1 protein-coding gene is annotated in these 560 nt (G+C 63.4%); it reads left to right on the top strand.

Going from position 1 to position 560, the window contains the following annotated elements:
- Window positions 1-79: 79 nt before the first annotated feature.
- Window positions 80-560 (top strand): glutamine synthetase beta-grasp domain-containing protein (locus DMB66_RS60745; RefSeq protein WP_199753354.1); only part of this gene is annotated, 481 nt, incomplete at its 3' end.

Raw genomic sequence — 560 nt, 5'->3', positions numbered from 1 at the left:
CGGACCCATAGCGTCGCGACCAGCCTTGCTTCGTGGCGGCTCACGCCGCCCGGTTCCAAATCCTGTGCCAGGAGGACGTGTGTTCGCCAATCCCGAGGAACTCCTGCGATACCTCAAAGACGAGGACGTCAAGTTCGTCGACGTACGGTTCTGTGACCTTCCCGGCGTGATGCAGCACTTCAACATGCCGGTGGAGTCGTTCGACGACAGTGTGGTCACGGACGGTCTCGCCTTCGACGGATCCTCGATCCGCGGGTTCCAGGCCATCCACGAGTCCGACATGATGCTGCTGCCGGACGTCACGACGGCCTTCGTCGACCCGTTCCGGATCCAGAAGACGCTGGCCCTGAACTTCTTCATCCACGACCCGTTCACGCGGGAGGCCTACTCGCGCGACCCGCGCAACGTGGCGAAGAAGGCCGAGACCTACCTCGCGTCCAGCGGCATCGCGGACACGGCCTACTTCGGCGCCGAGGCCGAGTTCTACATCTTCGACTCGATCCGCCACGAGACCTCTGCCCACCAGGCCTTCTACTACATCGACTCGATCGAGGGCGCCT

The organism is Actinoplanes sp. ATCC 53533 (genome assembly GCF_003947245.1).
This window is presented reverse-complemented; position numbering and strand designations above follow the sequence as displayed.